Origin of the sequence: Erwinia sp. (genome assembly GCF_049696395.1) — a bacterium.
GTDB lineage: Bacteria > Pseudomonadota > Gammaproteobacteria > Enterobacterales > Enterobacteriaceae > Erwinia.
Genome location: NZ_JBAVTT010000010.1, coordinates 18,027 through 36,722, shown reverse-complemented (window position 1 = coordinate 36,722; position 18,696 = coordinate 18,027). Strand labels below are relative to the sequence as shown.

At 54.8% G+C, this 18,696-nt stretch carries 13 protein-coding genes and 1 tRNA gene; 6 read left to right on the top strand and 8 right to left on the bottom strand.

Features of this window, described 5'->3' with window-relative positions:
- Positions 1-6: 6 nt before the first annotated feature.
- Complete coding sequence (malT, locus tag WCC56_RS01425) at positions 7-2,733, bottom strand: HTH-type transcriptional regulator MalT (RefSeq protein WP_424690658.1); 2,727 nt, start codon at positions 2,731-2,733, stop codon at positions 7-9.
- 362 nt (positions 2,734-3,095) lie between these two features.
- On the opposite strand from malT, the gene malP reads away from it, so the two are divergent.
- Entirely contained in the window at positions 3,096-5,498 is a 2,403-nt protein-coding gene (malP, locus tag WCC56_RS01420; protein ID WP_424690673.1) for a maltodextrin phosphorylase, read from the top strand.
- A 10-nt stretch (positions 5,499-5,508) separates the two neighbouring features.
- Complete coding sequence (malQ, locus tag WCC56_RS01415; protein ID WP_424690657.1) at positions 5,509-7,590, top strand: 4-alpha-glucanotransferase; 2,082 nt, start codon at positions 5,509-5,511, stop codon at positions 7,588-7,590.
- Positions 7,591-7,677: 87 nt separating this feature from the next.
- Here malQ and malG read toward each other — a convergent pair whose 3' ends face one another.
- The 3 genes from malG to malE form a co-directional block, all read right to left on the bottom strand.
- Complete coding sequence (gene malG, locus WCC56_RS01410; RefSeq protein ID WP_424690656.1) at positions 7,678-8,568, bottom strand: maltose ABC transporter permease MalG; 891 nt, start codon at positions 8,566-8,568, stop codon at positions 7,678-7,680.
- 9 nt (positions 8,569-8,577) lie between these two features.
- Positions 8,578-10,140: a maltose ABC transporter permease MalF gene (gene malF / locus WCC56_RS01405; protein ID WP_424690655.1), complete on the bottom strand. Its 1,563-nt coding sequence runs from the start codon at positions 10,138-10,140 to the stop codon at positions 8,578-8,580.
- Positions 10,141-10,204: 64 nt separating this feature from the next.
- Positions 10,205-11,404: a maltose/maltodextrin ABC transporter substrate-binding protein MalE gene (malE, locus tag WCC56_RS01400; protein ID WP_424690654.1), complete on the bottom strand. Its 1,200-nt coding sequence runs from the start codon at positions 11,402-11,404 to the stop codon at positions 10,205-10,207.
- A 356-nt stretch (positions 11,405-11,760) separates the two neighbouring features.
- On the opposite strand from malE, the gene malK reads away from it, so the two are divergent.
- The 3 genes from malK to malM all read left to right on the top strand — a co-directional run bounded on the left by malK (position 11,761) and on the right by malM (position 15,252).
- A complete protein-coding gene (gene malK / locus WCC56_RS01395; protein WP_424690653.1) occupies positions 11,761-12,870 on the top strand; it encodes a maltose/maltodextrin ABC transporter ATP-binding protein MalK in 1,110 nt (369 codons plus the stop codon).
- Between the two features lie 26 nt (positions 12,871-12,896).
- On the top strand, positions 12,897-14,195 hold the full coding sequence (locus tag WCC56_RS01390; protein WP_424690652.1) for a maltoporin: 1,299 nt from the start codon (positions 12,897-12,899) through the stop codon (positions 14,193-14,195).
- Between the two features lie 157 nt (positions 14,196-14,352).
- Positions 14,353-15,252, top strand: a complete 900-nt coding sequence (malM, locus tag WCC56_RS01385) for a maltose operon protein MalM (RefSeq protein WP_424690651.1) — start codon at positions 14,353-14,355, stop codon at positions 15,250-15,252.
- 132 nt (positions 15,253-15,384) lie between these two features.
- On the opposite strand, the gene WCC56_RS01380 is transcribed toward malM, so the two are convergent.
- Together WCC56_RS01380 and WCC56_RS01375 are read right to left on the bottom strand one after the other, a co-directional pair.
- Positions 15,385-16,305: a GlxA family transcriptional regulator gene (locus WCC56_RS01380; RefSeq protein ID WP_424690650.1), complete on the bottom strand. Its 921-nt coding sequence runs from the start codon at positions 16,303-16,305 to the stop codon at positions 15,385-15,387.
- Position 16,306: 1 nt separating this feature from the next.
- Positions 16,307-16,849 (bottom strand): isochorismatase family protein, encoded by a 543-nt coding sequence (locus WCC56_RS01375; protein WP_424690649.1) that lies wholly within the window; start codon positions 16,847-16,849, stop codon positions 16,307-16,309.
- Positions 16,850-17,024: 175 nt separating this feature from the next.
- Between WCC56_RS01375 and WCC56_RS01370 the strand changes: the two genes are divergently transcribed.
- Positions 17,025-17,119: transfer RNA gene (locus WCC56_RS01370), tRNA-Sec, on the top strand.
- 357 nt (positions 17,120-17,476) lie between these two features.
- Here the strand turns inward: WCC56_RS01370 and WCC56_RS01365 are convergent.
- Together WCC56_RS01365 and WCC56_RS01360 are read right to left on the bottom strand one after the other, a co-directional pair.
- Complete coding sequence (locus WCC56_RS01365) at positions 17,477-18,052, bottom strand: PIN domain-containing protein (RefSeq protein WP_424690648.1); 576 nt, start codon at positions 18,050-18,052, stop codon at positions 17,477-17,479.
- Positions 18,052-18,513 carry a helix-turn-helix domain-containing protein gene (locus WCC56_RS01360; protein ID WP_424690647.1) on the bottom strand — a complete coding sequence of 154 codons (462 nt, stop codon included), beginning with the start codon at positions 18,511-18,513 and terminating at the stop codon, positions 18,052-18,054. Before WCC56_RS01360 ends, WCC56_RS01365 begins: the two co-directional genes overlap by 1 nt.
- Between the last annotated feature and the right edge of the window lie 183 nt (positions 18,514-18,696).

Sequence of the window (18,696 nt, the reverse complement as noted above, 5' to 3'; positions counted from 1 at the left end):
CACCACTCAAGCCCCATAACCCATTACGGACAGCAGATGCTGGGCCTGTTGCACGGCATCCTGACGGTGCGCGATCCCCATTTTCTGGTAGAGATTGCGGATATGGGTCTTGATGGTGGTAGCCGCTACCGCCAACTCTCCGGCAATTTGCTCGTTGCTGTACCCCGAATAAATCAGCCCCAGAACCTGCCATTCGCGCTGGGTTAGCGGGCTGGTGCGAATTAACTCCGGCACCTGCGGATGCGTCAGCAGTTTATTGACGAAACTTTCATCGAAGTGCGCGAACTTGTGGCGATGGTGCTGATTCAGTTCACGCAGGATTTGTTGTGCACGGCGCTGCTCAAGTTCTGGCAGCAGGTTCAGTTGCAGCAACTGCCTTAACTGCTGCGCCATCATCTCGCCTTCAATCACAAAGTGGCTGATAAAGCCGGTACGATTCGCCAGCCCCAATGCTTCAATCAATACGCGCTGCGCGTCACTTTTACGGCCGGTATTCCAGTACAATACGTTGCTTAACAGCAGGTTGCGGTTCAGATCGCTGATCAGGCGCAGCTGGCGGGCATTGCTGTTCAGTTCATCGAGCACTACCTCGGCCTCGCTAAACTGTTCCAGCAAAATCTGTACCCGGGCAATCGTTCGCCACTGGCCTTGCTGGAAATGGTTATCCGCTACGCCGGGTTTACGGGTCTGTTGCAGCCACTGCCTCGCGGCCGGTTTATTGGCGGTGATCTGCCAGTAAATCACCCGGATTTTATCGGTATTGGTCAGCCAGTCGATGTGATAGTTGCCGTTTTTCAGCAAGGTTTCGCAGCGTTGCAGATAGTGGTGCGCATTATCCAGCTGACCGCGAGCCAGCGCGCATTTCGCCAGCATCGCCAGGCATTGCAGCTGTTGTTGCGGCTGGAAGTTGGTCAACACCGTCAGACCCTGGCGGGCCGCGGCTTCTGCATCGTCCAGTCGCGACCAGGACCACAGCACCTGCGAACGCAGGCGCAGCAAAAACTCATGCATGGGCAATTGTTCAAGGTGCTGCTCACGCACCAGCTCAAACGCGCGGTCCTGCATCTCAAAAGCGGCCTGTAAAAAGCCCTGCGCTATCAGGATTTCACTCTGTTGCAGCAGCGCCCAGAGGGCGTAATGGTAAACCTGATAACGTCTGGCAATCTGCTCGGTCTGCTGCATCAGCGGCAGGGCGCGGGCTAAATCCCCTTTGCAATGCTGAATTTCTCCCGTCACTGAGGTCGCAACAATTCGGCTGTAATAACTGTCATGCGGTAAAAATCGTAACGCTTCTGTAGCCAGTTGAGCGGCTTCATCCTGGCGACCATCGTTAATCGCTACCTGTGCCCGCAGGGCATCGAATTCTGCCGTCAAATCCTGCGCCATCGAGATATCACGCAGCTGCATTTCACCTTCCGCGCGGGACAGTATCGCCTCCACTTCCGCATAACGGTGCTGACTCTGCGCCAGCCAGGCCTGTAACAACACCAGCTTCGGATTGAGGATCATCTGGTCATACGGCAGCGCGTTCAGGCACTCTTCCAGTAAGGCCAGTTCGCTTTGATTGAACAGCGCCCAGGCGTGTTGCAGCATAATATCGCGCAGCATGGTGGTGTCTTTCGCCCCCAGCGCATGGTGGATAGCCTCAGCCGGGAAGCCCAGCGCCAGCCAACCTTCAGAGGCTGAACGGTGGATCGCCGGGATGTCCGCAGACAACTCCCACTGGCAGCGCTGGCGCAGGAATGTGGCAAACAACGGATGGAAGTTAAACCACTCGCCGGTGTCATCCATACGGTGGATAAATAAGCCCTGACTTTCCAGCGCTTCCAGGCGTTGCTGACCATTGTCACCGCCCATCAGACGGACAATCAGCGCGTCGTTCATCGAACGCAATAAGGAGCAGCGCAGCAGGAAATCGCGCGTTGGCGCATCCACTCTGTCCAGGACTTCTTCCACCAGGTATTGCGACAAATGGCTGGCATTGACACCGGCCAGCTTACGGGCTGATTGTTGGGTAGATTGCTGCGCCGGGGTGGTGGACTGGCGCGCGGAAAGGGCGATCAGCTGCAGTGCCGTTGCCCAACCGGCCACCTCGTCACACAGACGATTACTGTCTGCCTGCTCAATGGGCTCTTTTAACCGGCAGTCGAAAAACTGCTGCGTTTCAGGGTGGGTAAAAGCGAGCTGGGTCGAGTTAAGTTCAAGCAGCTGATCGCGAACGCGCAGGTTGGCAATACCCAACGGCGGCAGGGTTCTGGAGAGGATCAGCACCGACACATTTTCAGGTTGATGGCGCAGGAAAAAGCGCATGCCTTCGTGGATAGCCGCGTTGGAAATTAAATGGTAGTCATCAATCACCAGCATCAGGGGCTGATCCCAGTCAGAGAGCTCGACAAACAGCTGAGCAAACAGCGCCGGGAGGCTGGCGTATTGATGCTTCTGGCTCAAGGCTTCGCTCTTGGTGCAGTGGCCGCCCGTTGCCTGTTGGATCGCGGCTATCAGGTAACTGACAAAGCGTTCGGGCTGGTTATCGCTCTCATCAAGAGAGTACCAGCCAAGGTAATTTTTGCCGGACGCCCAGTGCGCCATCAGCGTGGTTTTACCGTAACCCGCCGGGCAGGTCACCAGCGTCAGACGGTAATTTTGTGCTGCGGAAAGTCTCGTCAACAAACGCTCGCGCACCACCGTATTTTGCAACCGCAACGGGCGGCTCAGTTTCGAAGGGATAAGCATATTGAGTATCTTTTGCCGAAGGTCAGAGGACAATTTCCCCTTCTCTAACCCTGATAAAGCCGTGTCAGCTGGCCTCAACGTCAGTTTTTAGGGGGGATTTAATTATTTTAGTGTGTGTAATTAATCAGTTTTCCTTAAGGTCTGCCTGGAACGTATTGATTGCAAGAACGTTACTGTTTTTTGTTTCGTTTAGTCGCACTTCGTCACATTTTTAAAAATCAGATTTTCCATGTTCCTCTCCCGGGCTGACTCGCTACTGGCTACGCCCCTTTTCTCCTCCCTGTCTAATCCCACCCGGGAGGATGCTGTGCTCCCGCTGAACCTTCAGCATGGGACAAATTTACCAGGAGCGAGGAAAGGTGATGCAGGTTCAGTTTGATAAATCGTTGTTTCAGGCCGCGCTGGCACGCCAGTGGCGAGGCTTTGGATTACATCAGGCGCAGGAGATGACGCCGCACCAGTGGTGGCAGGCAACCAGCGCGGCGCTGTCTGAACAGCTGAACGCCAGTCCGGCTCCCCCAGCCAGTAAACAGCCGCAGCGGCACGTGAACTATATCTCGATGGAGTTTCTGATTGGACGGCTGACCGCCAACAACCTGATCAACCTGGGCTGGATTGAGCCTGTGCAGGAAGTGCTGAAAGAACAGGGCGTTGAGCTGGCGGATGTGCTGGAGCAAGAGGTCGATCCTGCGCTGGGAAATGGCGGACTGGGCAGGCTGGCGGCCTGTTTCCTGGACTCAATGGCCACGGTTGGCCAGCCTGCTACGGGCTACGGGTTGAACTACCAGTATGGCCTGTTCCGTCAGTCATTCCGCGACGGCGAGCAGCAGGAAGCGCCGGACAACTGGCACCGTGAAAGCTATCCGTGGTTCTGCCACAACAGTGCGCTGTCAGTAGACGTGGGCTTTGGCGGCATGCTGATCAAACAGCCAGACGGTCATGAGCACTGGATACCAGAATTCTCTTTGAGAGGGGAAGCCTGGGATCTGCCGGTGGTCGGTTATCAGAACGGCGTGACTCAGCCGCTGCGTTTGTGGAAAGCGGGCTCAGTCCATCCTTTCGATCTTAATTTATTCAACGACGGCGAATTTCTGAAGGCCGAAAAACAGGGTGTTGAGGCTGAAAAGCTGACCAAAGTCCTGTATCCGAACGATCACCATCTGGCCGGTAAACGTCTGCGCCTGATGCAGCAGTATTTCCAGTGCGCCTGTTCGGTGGCCGATATTCTGCGCCGACACCATTTCCTCGGGCGCAAGATTGAAGAGTTGCCGCGCTTTGAAGTGATCCAGCTTAACGACACCCATCCCACCATCGCCATCCCGGAACTGCTGCGCATTCTGCTGGACGAACATCAACTGGAGTGGGACGCCGCCTGGAAGATTGTCAGCCAGACTTTTGCCTATACCAACCATACGCTGATGCCTGAAGCGCTGGAGTGCTGGGATGAGAAACTGGTCCGTAGCCTGCTTCCACGCCATTTCTCGCTGATTAAGCAGATTAACGCCCGTTTCAAAAAAGTCGTTGATCAACGTTGGCCTGGCGACAGGCAGGTGTGGGAAAAGCTCTCCATCCATCAGAACAAGCAGGTGCGCATGGCTAACCTGTGTGTGGTCAGCGGCTTTGCGGTAAACGGTGTTGCGGCCCTGCATTCTGATTTGGTGGTGAAGGATCTGTTCCCGGAGTACCACCAACTTTGGCCGCAAAAATTCCATAACGTGACCAACGGCATCACGCCTCGCCGCTGGCTGAAGCAATGCAATCCCGCTTTGTCAGCGCTGATTGACAGCAAGTTGAATGTGGAATGGCTGACCGATCTGGATGCGCTGAAAGGCCTTGAAGCCTTTGCCGATGACAAAGAGTTCCAGCAGTCTTATCAACAAATTAAGGCCGAAAATAAGCTCCGGCTGGCCCACTACGTTGAGCGCACACTGGGGATTACCCTCAATCCTGAGGCGATTTTCGATGTGCAGATCAAGCGCCTGCATGAATACAAACGCCAGCATCTTAACTTACTGCACATTCTCTCTCTGTATCGCCAGCTGCGGGATAATCCAGCAATGGACTGTGTGCCTCGGGTGTTCCTGTTTGGCGCGAAGGCCGCACCGGGCTATTACCTGGCGAAAAATATTATTCATGCAATCAATAAGGTAGCGGAAAAAATCAATAACGATCCGCTGGTTGGGGATCGCCTGAAAGTGGTGTTCATCCCTGACTACAAAGTGTCAGTGGCGGAAATCATGATCCCGGCAGCAGACGTTTCAGAGCAGATTTCTACTGCGGGTAAAGAAGCTTCCGGCACCGGCAATATGAAGCTGGCACTGAACGGGGCGCTTACCGTTGGCACGCTGGACGGCGCGAACGTGGAGATTGCTGAACAGGTTGGCGAGGAGCATATCTTTATCTTCGGCAAAACGGTTGATGAGGTAAAGGCGCTGCTGAGCAAGGGTTACGATCCGTTGGCGTTGCGTAAGCAGGACAAGCACCTGAATACGCTGCTGAAAGAGCTGGAAAATGGCTTCTTCAGTGCGGGGGATAAAACCGCCTTCAAACCGCTGCTGGATAGCCTGCTGTCAGGCGGCGATCCTTATCTGGTGCTGGCGGATTTTGCTGATTACTGCGCCGCACAGCAGCGGGTTGAAGTGCTGTACCGCGATGCCACGCAGTGGACGCGCAGCGCCATTCTGAATACTGCCCGTGTCGGGATGTTCAGTTCCGATCGCTCAATTCGCGACTATCAACAGCGAATCTGGCAGGCGAAGCGCTGAGGAGACCCCAATGGAAAATAATGCACTTGAGCAGGCAGCCATGGAGGCAGGAATTGCCTCCGGCTTCATCAATGCGCATGGCAAGCCTCAGGCTATTGCAGCAGAAACCAAACGCGACCTTCTCCAGGCGATGGGCTGGAGCAACGAGCGTCGTCTGCCGGTAAGGCCGGTGCCCACCGTCAAAGTGTTTACCGAAGGCAACCGGTTTGCCCTGCCGGTTAACGGTGACGGGGATTTCCTCTGGCACTTTCATCAGGAAAGCGGTGCTTCACAGCAGGGAAGGGTTAACGGCAGAATGACGCTGGCGCTGCCCGACCTGCTGGCCGCTGGTTATCACCGGCTTACGCTAAGCCAGGGAACGCAAAGTTGGGAGTGCCGGGTTATTGTGGCCCCTAAACGTTGCTACGAACCGGACTCGCTGCTGGCGGGGAAAAAGCTTTGGGGAGCGTGCATCCAGCTTTATACGCTGCGCTCGGAGAATAACTGGGGAATTGGCGATTTTGGCGATCTCCGGGTGCTGTTGACCCACGTCGCTTCACGCGGCGGAGCGTTTGTCGGCCTCAACCCGATCCACGCGCTTTGCCCTGGCAATCCTGAGGCAGCCAGCCCGTACAGTCCGTCGTCTCGCCGCTGGCTGAATATTATTTATATCGACGTTGCGGCGGTTGAAGACTTCCGCTTGAGTGAGGCTGCGCAACAGTGGTGGCAGGCTGCTGAGACGCAACAAGCTTTGCAGGCTGCCCGGGATACAGACTGGGTGGATTACAGCGCAGTAATGGCGCTGAAGCTGCAGGGACTGCGTCTGGCCTATCAGCGTTTTCTGCAGCGTAAGCAGAATGATGCGCTATGCCAGGCTTTTGCCCGGTTTGTGAAACAGGGGGGTGAAAGTCTCTGGCTTCAGGCCGCTTATGACGCGTTGTATCTGCATCTTGAGCACGAAACCGGCAAAGCGCAGGGCTGGAATGAGTGGCCCGAAGCTTACCGCAACGCGCGTGGCCCGGTAGTCAGGGCTTTTTGCGAGCAGCAGGCACCGGAGGTGGAGTTTCACCTCTGGTTACAGTGGCTGGCCGAAACACAGGTGGAAAGCTGTTATCAGCTTAGCCAGCAGGCCGCCATGCCGATTGGTCTGTACCGTGATTTAGCGGTAGGTGTGGTGGAAGGAGGGGCCGAAACATGGGGAGATGGCGAGCTGTATTGCCTGAAAGCCTCTGTCGGTGCGCCACCGGATATTCTGGGTCCGCAAGGGCAAAACTGGGATTTACGGCCAATGGATCCCTGGGCCATGATCACCCGTGGCTATCAGCCGTTTATCGATCTGCTGCGATCCAACATGATCCACTGCGGGGCGTTGCGTATCGATCATGTGATGGCGCTGCTGCGTTTGTGGTGGATCCCGGCGGGAGAAAGTGCGGACAAAGGCGCTTACGTGCAGTATCCGGTAGACGACCTGCTGGCAATCCTGGCCCTGGAAAGTCAGCGCCACCGTTGCATGGTGATTGGGGAAGACCTGGGCACCGTGCCGGTTGAGATTGTTAGCAAGCTGCGTGAAGGCGGTGTCTACTCCTACAAAGTACTCTACTTTGAGCGCGATGAGGAAAACAGCTTCCGTGCCCCGCAGTCTTATCCGGTCCAGGCGATGGCGACATTAACGACCCATGATTTACCGACATTGCGCAGCTACTGGCAGGGCGATGATTTAGCCCTGGGGAAAGCGTTGGGGCTGTACCGTGATGAAGCGGTGCTGGCCACGCTTTACGCCGACCGGGCGAAGGCCCGTCAGGGCTTGCTGGATGGCCTGCATCATTACGGGTGTGTCTCAGGGAAAACGGCGAAGCGGGCCGCTCAGCTAACGCCTGTAGTGCGCCGGGGCCTGCAACGCTATGTGGCGGACAGTGCCAGCGCGCTACTGGGGCTGCAGCCGGAAGACTGGCTGGATATGGCGGCACCGGTTAACGTGCCTGGCACCAGTGACGAATACCCAAACTGGCGGCGTAAACTGTCCCACACGCTGGAGGCGATGTTTGCCGATCCCGATGTGAACAGCTTGATTCAGGATCTGGATAAGCGCCGCCGTAAAGTCTCGGTTATCTGACCGACAGCAGCAGATAAAAAAAGGGTGGCCGTAAGGCCACCCAGGACACAGGACTAGCTGTAATAATCTTATTACAGGTAAAAATACTTATCCCTTCACACCACCGGCCGTCAGGCCTCCCACCAACCAGCGTTGGGCTATCAGGAACACCGCAGTGATCGGAATGGCTGACAAAATAGCCGCCGCAGCGAAGTCGCCCCACAGGTAATTTTGCGGGTTGAGGTACTGCTGCATGCCTACCGCCAGCGTGTAACTGTTCACGTCACGTAATAACAAGGAAGCCACCGGTACTTCGGTAATGGCGGCGATAAACGACAGAATAAACACCACTGCCAGAATTGGCACCGACAGCGGCAGCAATACCAGGCGGAAGGCCTGCCACGGTGTGGCACCATCCAGCGCAGCCGCTTCCTCCAGCGAGTTATCAATGGTTTCGAAGTAGCCTTTAATCGTCCAGACATGCAGTGCGATGCCGCCCATATAGGCAAAAATCACCCCGCCGTGGGTATTCAGCCCAAGGAAGGGAACGTACATCCCCAGCCGGTCAAACAGGGCGTACAAGGCGACCAGCGACAAGACCGCCGGGAACATCTGGAAAATCAGCATGCCTTTCAGCAGCGAGCTTTTGCCACGAAACTTCATGCGGGCAAACGCATAGGCGCAGGTGGTGGACAGGGTGACAATCCCGATGGCGGTGATCGCCGCAATCTTGATGGAATTCCATAACCAGAGCATCACCGGGAACGGCGGCGGCGTAATACTGCCGTCGCTGTTGGTTACCGCTATCCCCAGCGCCAGTTTCCAGTGATCCCAGGAAACCGTCTCCGGGATCAGGCTGCCGGTGGCAAAGTTTCCGGGCCGCAGCGAGATGGCAAAAACCATCAGCAGCGGGAAGAGGATCAGCGCGACAAAACTCAGTAATAACAGGTGAGTCAGCAGCAATCTGAGACGCTGAGACTTCGGTTTAACCATGGCCATAACGCCTCCTTAATCGAATTTCATTCTTGAAGCCTTGAGATTGATCACCGCAAGGCCGCCAACCAGCAGGAAAATCAGGGTGGCAATCGCTGCCGCCAGGCCAAAGTCCTGCCCGCCGCCGCCTTCAAAGGCGATGCGCCAGGTGTAGCTGACCAGCAAATCGGTGTGCCCGGCTGGCGTGGTCGTCCCGAGCCGGTCAGGTCCGCCGTTGGTCAGTAACTGGATCAGCACAAAGTTATTAAAGTTAAAGGCAAAACTGGCAATCATCAGCGGCGTTAGCGGCTTAATCAGCAGCGGCAGCGTAATGCGAAAGAAGTTCTGAACCGGCGTTGCGCCATCCATCGCCGAGGCTTCATACAAGTCGTCGGGAATGGCTTTCAGCAGGCCCATACACAGGATCATCATGTAAGGATAACCAAGCCAGGTGTTGACGATAATCAGCATGGTTTTGGCGGTCAGCGGGTCGCTGAACCAGGCCGGTTTGATGCCGAACAGAGTGCCCAGCACCAGGTTGATTTCGCCAAAACTCTGGTTGAACAACCCTTTGAAAATCAGGATAGAAATAAATGCAGGGACGGCATAAGGCAGGATCAGCAGCAATCGGTAGGCGGCTTTGCCTTTCAGCTCATCCCATTGCACCACGCACGCCAGCACCATGCCGACCGCGGTGGTCAGTATCACCGTCAGTAATGAGAAAACCACCGTCCAGACAAAAATCGACAGGAAGGGTTTTTTGATCCCCTCATCCTGCACCACGCGCAGGAAGTTTTTCCAGCCAATACCCACCGTAAAACCAGGACTGAGAACCTCTGTTTCCCAGCCTCCTTTGGCATTGATCGCTTGATAAAAACCGGTATTCATATTGGGACTGTAGACTTTACCGCTCTGGCTGTCGGTCAGCAGATTGCCGTCCTTGCTGAGTTGGTAAAGGGGTTGAGTCCCAGAGAACTGGCGCAGCGAACTCATGCGCAGCTGCGTGCCGTCAGCCAGTTCTGCTGACAGCTGGCCCAATGCCTGGCGGTTCTGGGTGATGATCCGCAGGCCGGCTTTGGCCGTCTCAGGGAGTTTTTGCGCCGCCATCTCCAGCGTTTGCGGCTTAGTGGCATCGAATGCGAAGGGTTTGGACACCAAAACGGCACCGTTTTCCGGCGAGGTTAGCGCCAGCTGCCACTTCTCTTCATCAGGATATAGCGCGAAATTCCAGGCGTTATCCGCACGGAACTGGCGGTCCATCAGCACGCTCTGAGCACGTTCAAAGGTCAGCTGGTGGACGCTGCTGTAATTGGTAAAGGCGATGGCGATAGTGCACACCAGCGGGAACAGCACAAACAAGGCCATCCCTGCCAGGCCTGGATAAACATAGCGCCAGGCGTAAGCGCGGCGGTTGCCATAAATATACAGCCCAAGGCTGGCGAGGAGCAGCGTCAGAATGGCAAACAGGTACTCTCCCTGCGCATACATCAGCACAATCAAATAACCGGCCAGCAGGGCAAAAAGGGCGATCGCCGTCCAGGCAAGCGCGGTCTTCACCGGTCGCTTAGAGGGGGTCAGGCTGGTCTGAGCTAAAGGCATAAGAGCAATCCTTGTGGGATCGGGGCCACGCCAGCAGCGTGCCCCCGTTTTTCAGCAAAATCCGTTACTTAGTTACTCGGGCTTCAACATCTTTTAACGCCTGAGGAACGGTCTGTCGGCCATTCACGGCGTTGATGATCGCGCTGCGTTCGGCGTACCAGAAGGCACTCATTTGCGGGATGTTTGGCATGATCTCGCCATTTTTCGAGTTGGCCATGGTGGCCGCAATGCGCGGGTCATTTTCCAGTTTTTCCTGGTACGATTTCAGCGCTACGGCACCCAGTGGTTTGTCTTTATTCACCAGAGCCAGGCCATCATCCGTAATCAGGTAGTTTTCAATAAACTCCTTCGCCAGCTCTTTGTTCGGGCTGGCCGCGTTGATGCCTGCAGTCAGCACACCCACGAAAGGTTTGGAAGGTTTGCCGTGGAAGGTGGGCAGCAGCGCTACGCCATAGTTGATTTTGCTCTTATCGAGGTTTGACCAGGCCCACGGACCGTCGATAGTCAGCGCGGTTTGCCCTTTATTAAAGGCCGCTTCAGAAATCGAGTAATCGGTGTCGGCACTGATGTGCTTGTTCTTCACTAAATCGACAATGAACTGCAGGCCAGCTTTCGATCCTTCGTTGTTCACGCCGGTATTCTTGATGTCGTATTTGCCGTCAACATACTTGAAGGCGTAGCCGCCATCTGCCGCGATGATCGGCCAGGTGAAGTAGGGCTCTTGCAGGTTCCACATAATGGCGCTTTTGCCGTTTGCTCGCAGGGTCTTGTCCAGCGCCGGGATCTCTTCCCAGGTTTTCGGCGGTGTTTTGACCAGGTCTTTGTTGTAAATCAGCGAAAGCGATTCAACCGCAACCGGGTAGCCAATCAGTTTGCCGTCGAAGGTGACCGCGTCCCAGGTGAACGGGAACAGTTTGTCCTTAAACGCCTTATCCGGGCTGACTTCGGCCACCAGGCCAGACTGGGCATAGCCACCAAAACGGTCATGCGCCCAGAAGATGATGTCCGGGCCGTCGCCAGTGGCAGCAACCTGCGGATACTTCTCTTCCAGCTTGTCAGGGTGTTCAACCGTGACCTTAATGCCGGTATCTTTTTCGAACTTCTTACCGACTTCGGCCAGGCCGTTATAGCCTTTATCGCCGTTGATCCAAATCACCAGTTTGCCTTCTTCAATTTTGGCGAAGGCGGAAGAAGAGAGCACCAGCGTAGCCAATGCGGAGACCGCGACAGTGTGTTTAATGATGTTCTTAATGCTGAGGGCCATAATCCAGTCCTTTCATTGCTGTGGGGCTTGGCCCCAGACGGAAAAGCGAGGGTACGACGCCAGTGTGAAGTTAACCTCATTGCGCTTCATCATCCCTCTGCCTACGCCCCCACCTCTCAGAATGTGACGTCGCTAGCAATGCCTTCAGTAATCCCCCTTAAGCCCCCTTATCAGCCATCATTTTTTGCAGTGCAGATCACGAAACTGACTTTTGCCCGGCACTTTCCCGCCTTGCCTGCGGCTCCTCATCCTCCCTGCTCCTCCCCCACAAAAAACCGGCTGCCGGAGGATTACGCTCGCCGGTGATGTCGTCATGCTGCGAGGCATTCAGTAGCCCCCATTTACAGGAGTCCAGGATGGCGAGCGTTTCCCTCAGTGGCGTATATAAAGCCTTCGGTGAGACCGTGATTTCCAGCGACATCAATCTGGAGATTGAAGAAGGCGAGTTCGTGGTCTTCGTTGGCCCATCCGGCTGCGGTAAATCCACGTTGCTGCGCATGATCGCCGGGCTGGAGGACATCACCTCCGGCGAGCTGAAGATTGGCAACCAGCGCATGAATGAGGTGCCGCCTGCCGGACGAGGTATCGGCATGGTCTTTCAGTCTTACGCCCTCTATCCGCACCTGTCTGTGGCCGAGAACATGTCATTTGGCCTCAAGCTGTCGCGCACAAAAAAAGACGAGATTGAACGACGGGTGAATCAGGTCTCAGAAGTCTTGCAGCTGGCGCACCTTCTCGATCGTCGTCCTAAAGCGCTTTCTGGTGGCCAGCGTCAACGCGTGGCGATTGGCCGGACGCTGGTGGCTGAGCCAACCGTCTTTTTGCTGGACGAACCGCTCTCTAACCTGGATGCCGCGCTGCGTGTGCAGATGCGTATCGAGATCTCCAGGCTGCATAAGCGCCTGAAGCGCACGATGATTTACGTCACCCACGACCAGGTGGAAGCGATGACGCTGGCCGACAAAATCGTGGTGCTGAACGCCGGACACATCGCCCAGATTGGCAAGCCGCTTGAACTTTACCACTACCCGGCCAACCGCTTTGTCGCGGGCTTTATTGGCTCGCCAAAAATGAATTTCCTGCCGGTGAAAGTGGTGGCTACCGAGCCAGACCGCGTGCAGGTAGAGCTGCCCGATCGTCAGTGGGTTTGGCTGTCTGTTTCCGGCAGCGACGTGATAGTGGGCAGCAACCTTTCGCTGGGCATCCGCCCTGAACACCTTTTGCCTGGCGACAGCGCTGAGATTGCGCTCACCGGTGAGGTGCAGGTCGTCGAACAGCTCGGCAACGAAACCCAGATCCACATCCAGATTCCGGCAATTCGTCAAAACCTGGTTTACCGCCAGAACGACGTGGTGCTGGTAGAAGAAGGTGCAACATTCGCTATCGGCCTGCCGCCACACCGCTGTCATCTGTTCCGTGAAGACGGGACGGCCTGTCGCCGGTTACACCCGGAGCCGGGCGTTTAAATGCACATGTCCCCCTACAGGAGAAGATGATGATAACAATACGTAATTCCTCTCTGGCGCTGGCAGTGGCTGCAGGCGTCCTTTCTACTCAGGCAATGGCGGTGGATTTCACCGGTTATGCGCGTTCAGGAATTGGCTGGTCAGGCAGCGGCGGTGAGCAGCAATGTTTCAAAGCGACCGGGGCGGAGAGTAAATACCGTCTGGGTAACGAATGTGAAACCTATGCCGAATTGAGGCTGGGTCAGGAAGTCTGGAAGCAGGGCGATAAGAGCTTCTATTTCAACAGTAACGTGGCGTACTCCGTTTCACAGCAGAATGACTGGGAAGCAACCGATCCGGCTTTCCGTGAAGCCAATGTGTTAGGTAAAAACCTGATCGAATGGTTGCCAGGCTCCACTATCTGGGCAGGTAAGCGTTTCTACCAGCGCCATGACGTGCACATGATCGACTTCTACTACTGGGACATTTCCGGTCCTGGTGCGGGTCTGGAAGATGTGGATGTGGGCTTTGGTAAGCTCTCTATCGCGGCCACGCGTAACACGGAAAGCGGCGGATCGTTTGGCTACATTGCCGACCAGCGCAACGAGTTGCCAACGTCTAATGACGTGTTCGACGTCCGTCTGGCCGGGCTGCAAACTAACCCGGGCGGCATGCTGGAACTGGGTGTGGATTATGGCCGTGCCAACGCGCGTGACGGCTATTCTCTGGATGACAATGCCACCAAAGATGGCTGGTTGCTGACGGCAGAGCACACGCAGAGCATCTATAACGGCTACAACAAATTCGTGCTGCAGTACGCGGCTGACTCGATGACCGATCCAAACACCGGCTCTTCTAACGGTCACTCTAACGGTGCAGCGATCAACAATAACGGCAGCATGATCCGCGTGCTCGACCACGGTGCGATTGACTTTAACGACACCTGGAGCCTGATGTACGTGGCGATGTATCAGGACACTGACCGTGATAACAACAACGGCACCACCTGGCACACCGTTGGTGTGCGCCCGATGTACAAATGGACGCCTATCATGAGCACCCTGGTGGAAGCGGGTTACGACAACGTGAAATCCCAGCGTACTGGCGATCGTAACGGACAGTATAAAGTGACCCTTGCACAGCAATGGCAGGCGGGCGACAGCATCTGGTCGCGTCCGGCCATCCGCGTCTTCGCCACTTACGCCAAGTGGGATGAGAACTGGGGCTACGACACTGACTCTGGCGCAGACAACGGTCTGGCAATGAATGACACCAGCGCACGTACCTTCAGCCGTGGCAACGACGATGAAGTGACCTTCGGCGCACAGATGGAAGTCTGGTGGTAAATGTTCCGTCATCTTCCGTGATGCGGAGGCGCTGACTGGCCTTACTTTCCCTGGGAAGTCGTGAAGAGTTCCCAGGGATAAGGTCAGTTTTGGCTGCCTCGCGAGTGATTCAGTAAACCGACATCAGTCTGCAAAGGCGATGCAAAAGGAAATCCCAATGAAAAAGACGCTGTTGTCTCTGTGTCTGTCGTTAAGCCTGATGGCCGGTGCGCCCGCGGTGGCGTTTGCTGCCCAGCAGGATGCAGCCAAAGCCCCGACGCTCTCCAGCGAGCAGCTACACAAACTTTCCTGGGTGCCGCTGGTGCCGCCAGTGACGCAGGATGTGCAGCTCACTACGGCGGGCGGACAGATTAATGAGGGTGACATTCAGGGCGCGGTAGGCGCATTTGCCCTGCCTGCCGATCGGGGTTCACTGGAAGTTGTGATTACCAGCGTGGTGACCGGCAAAACCGTTTACGCGCCAAACGTGGTGGTACTGGATGAACATATGCGCCCGGCGGCGTTTTATGCCAGCAGTTCCTTCCCTTACGAGAAGCCAGGCATTGTCTCGAGCGATCGCCTTGAAGGCACGCTGAAGCTGACCCCAGCGCTGGGGCAGAAACAAATTTATTTGCTGGTGTACACCACCCGCAAAGATCTTGAGGCCACCACGCAAATGGTCAATCCGGCCAAAGCATATGCGGCAGGCGTGGGCAACGCAGTGCCAGATATCCCGGATCCTGTGGCTCGTCACACGCCAACGGGCACGCTGAGTATCAAAGTTACCGCTGAGCAAAAAGCCGGTAACGTGATGATTGGCCAGATGTTCCCTTCCTCCGAGACTACAATCGCTGCGCCAGTAGTGGTGGGCAGCACATCGGCCGCAGCTGCCACTACAGCCGCACCGGCTAAGCCTGCAGAGCCGATGCTGGACGATTCAGACGCCTGGTTTAACGAGTCGATCAAGAAGGCAGTCAAAGCCGGAGACGTGGATAAGGCGCTGAAACTGCTGGATGAAGCGGAGCGTCTGGGCTCGAAAACCGCCCGTAAAACCTTTATCGAGAGCGTGAAGAAGTAGGTTTTGCAGCGTTAAGGTCGAGAAGGGCGGGTGGAGAGACAGGCCCGCTTTTCTGCTGCTGATTTTAGCTTGAGGTGAGCGCTGCAAGGCTGGCGGGATGATCCCCTCTGCTCTGCGCGATTCACCTTCCCGCTAAGCCTGCCAGCGCTGCAACGCGCGGCGCAGCTGACGCGATGACGAAAATCCTGCCGAGAGCGCCGCTTTCTCTGCCCCTTCACCTTGCTGTAAACGCTGCTGGGCAATCGCTATCCGCAGCTGCTCATGATAATCCCTCACGCTGATCCCCAGATGTTGCCTGAACAGCCGCGTTAAATGGCGCGGGCTGACATGCACTTTTCCGGCAATCTCTTCCAGCTGCCAGTCCTGTTCCGGATGGACAACCAGCAGATCCTGAGTGCGATGAATCGCCGGATGCATATGGTTGCGATAACGCAGCCAGGGCGACAGCTGGGGATCTTCGCCGGAGCGACGGAAATAGATCAGCATTTCACGCGCGACGTTGAGCGCCATCTGCGAGCCGCAAAGCTGGTGGATAAGATGCAGTGAGAGGTCGATCCCGGCGGTAATCCCAGCGCTGGTCCAGATGCCACGATCTTCCACAAAGATGCGGTTTTCTTTCACGATAGCCGCTGGATCGGCGTTTTTCAGCCGGGTAATCACTTCATGATGGCTGGTGCATTGTACGCCGTTCAGCAAGCCAGCTTTTGCCGCGAGGATGGCTCCGGAACAAATACAGACCAGCGTAATCCGCCGGGCATGGATATCCGGCTGCTGGCGCATCAGCCAGTTACGCGCGGCAACGCCTTGCGGCGTATCAAAGTCGGAACTGGAGTCCTGCACGCCAGGAACGACTAACAAACTCCCGGCTGGCAAGCGATCGGGCATCGGTTCGATGCGGCTAACGGTCATATCAGTGGAGGTCATAATGCTCTCCTCCGGGCCGATATAACGCAGCGAGAATGCGCCGCCTGCCAGTTTCAGCGTTTCCGCCGGGCCGGTCACATCAAGTGACACAATGCCAGGCACCATCAAAAACCACACCGGGATAGTCATGTTATGGCAACTCCTGCAGACACTCCTCCACGGTACGGATAGAGGCGAATCGGTTGATCAGCACGGCTTCAGTATGATGACGGAGGTCAGCGATACTCAGCGTGATGCGGTTATGGCAAATCGGGAAGGTCAGCGTCGCTTCCGTCACGAACGTCACCTTGTAGCCCAGGTCTGAAGCCACTCGGGCGGTGGTTTCGCAGCACTGTTCGGTGCGCAGACCACAGATAATCAGATGATCGATTTTTTGCTCGCGCAGCCACGGCTCAAGCCCGGATTCTGTCAGCGCATTATGCACGCGCTTCTGCACCGTTTTAGCCACTTTGTGGTTCAGGAACGGCAGGCGCTCGACCAGGCCAGAATCAAGTGAAAACGGGCCATCCTCTTCCACATGGAAAACGTCAACAATCGGAATACCGCGAACGTGGCAGCCACCAATCAACGCGCTGATACTGCGTTCAAAAGCGGGCATCTCCACCGTTTCCTGATAACCACGATGATAGAAGGACTGCTGCGCGTCAATCACTAAAAGGACCGTATTGGACATTTCCGGACTCCATTGGAAGAGGGTATAGCCCAATAATGGCGGGAACTTGCGATACAAAGAAGGCCAAAAACGGACATGATCCTGTCGGGGGAAGACCAGTGTTGATTAAAGACGTTTTGGGAGGACTGATTTATCTGTTCGGGAGGGGCTGCTATACTCTGCGCCTCTTCAAAGAGGAAGATCGTCGTCTCCGGTGAGGCGGCTGGATTTCAAATCCAGTTGGGGCCGCCAGCGGTCCCGGGCAGGTTCGACTCCTGTGATCTTCCGCCAAATTAATGATGCCCGCAGTACAATTTAATTTTTAGATCAATCTTTAAACCAGGATTTTTGGTCGTAATGGTTTACGTTTTCAATAGCTGTTGTGAATTTTCCATTTTGGTCTTTAGTGCATCTAATTCTATTAAATCCCCATTTTTCATTAGTGTTTTTGAAAAATACTGTGTAATTGTCGTCATCTTTAACGAAGTATTTTTCAATGTTATTATTAAATAGAGTTCCCCCACATTTTACAGAACTTTTCCATTCAATTTACGAATTTTTCAATGTGGAGATATGAGTTAATCTGATAAGTAACTCTTCAACTTGACGAGATTTAACTGTTCTCTAATACAATCGTTCTAATGCCGGTTAAATAAGAAAACGGAACTTCTCCAATGCCTTAACTGTTAGTGGTAAGCCCTGTCGTAACAAAGACTCCAGATAGTCTTCAACCGATATCGGTGGTCTTCTCAGGCAAGTCCGCTGAGTATTTACGGCTGACAGAACCAGTGCCTGATTTAAGTCAAAGAGATCCGAAATAAATTCATCGGGATGAAGTGCCTCTACATCAAAATGTTTCAGCGATTGAGGTGGGAAATCTTTCATATTGAAAGTCACTATCACTTCTGCATTGCACCTTACAGCCGCAGCAACAACATGTCGATCGTCTGGGTCTGGAAGGTCCACGCTGTCAACCAGCTGCTCAAAACCGGTGACCATGGCATCCGGAAGCACTTTGTCCATCAGTTCTTCGACTCTTTGTACTTGTGCCAGCGTGAGATCGACTCTATTTTTCAGCAAGTTTCGCTGCCATTCCTCATGGATCACGGCCGTCCATTTTGGCTGATAAAGTCCAGTCAGCCCCAGGCGAACGAGTAAATCCCGTAGTAAAGAGGGATATAATACGCAAGCATCTAACACTACGGGGTAAGGAGAATGATTCATTAGTAAAGCCCAAGCTCCTGGCTCTGGTCTGCCAACTCCTGCATCGCTTGTTTGCTTTCATTATCACGCTGCTCTTTGTACTTCATCAGATCAGCAAAAAGCACACGACGATGGCGGCCCGTTTTATGAAAAGGTAGCATCCCTTCTTCCAACATTTTCACTAAATGTGGGCGTGAAACATTCAAAATGTTGGCCGCTTCCTGCGATGTCAATTCAGCATGAACAGGAACCACCTGAACCGCGTTGCCCACGGCCAGCTCACCCAGGATTGTCATCAACAACGTCAGGGCTGATGTTGGAAGCTCAATCTGCCTGGTGTTGTTATCTGCATCCTGAATCGAAATTTTTTGTGTTTCCAGCTTCGTTGAGAGATAGGTAGCCAGCTCTCTTTGTCCCTGTAGTGCTGCCTCAATCTCCTTTGGAGCCGGTAGGCTCAAGCTATCAAGAATTGAGTTTGTCATTTGTGATTCCAGTTTAGTGGTCGGTTGGACGTTTTTTCAGCTTTCAGTCATAGATGAGCCTCATGACCAAAATAAGATTAATCGAAATAAACGAAAATCGCAATAAACGAAACGGTTTTTTGCTGCTTACTCTTAAGACGCCATCAGCTTGAGCAGGTCCACCCTTTAGACCGTCCTTTTATT